Annotated in this window: 1 pseudogene; it reads left to right on the top strand. The window is 63.9% G+C overall.

What is annotated here, in order from left to right:
• Positions 1-266 (top strand): annotated as a pseudogene (locus QSV46_RS39945) (hypothetical protein); the annotation flags it as partial.

The following is a 266-nucleotide window of genomic DNA, read 5'->3' as shown; positions in this document are numbered from 1 at the left end:
CCTGCATCATCATTTGACCCAGGAGGATTTCGCGCCGCTGCGCCTTCGCCAGCCCGAGGTCGTCAATCTTCCGCGAAAGCCGCTGGCGGCCGGCGCCGCAACCATCGTTTGGGCGCTCGTCCATCCTGATCTGGACGGGCAAGGCGGCCGCTTTCTGGAGGATTGCGGCTTCTCTGAGGTGAACCCCGATCCTCGCCTGCCCAATGGCATCATGCCCTGGGCTCTCGACGAGAATCACGCAGAAGACGTCTGGGCCTTGTCGGAGC

This window comes from Bradyrhizobium cosmicum, assembly GCF_032290525.1.
Classification (GTDB): domain Bacteria; phylum Pseudomonadota; class Alphaproteobacteria; order Rhizobiales; family Xanthobacteraceae; genus Bradyrhizobium; species Bradyrhizobium cosmicum_A.
Note: the sequence above shows the minus strand (reverse complement) of the source record. Positions and strands in the feature narration are given on the sequence as shown.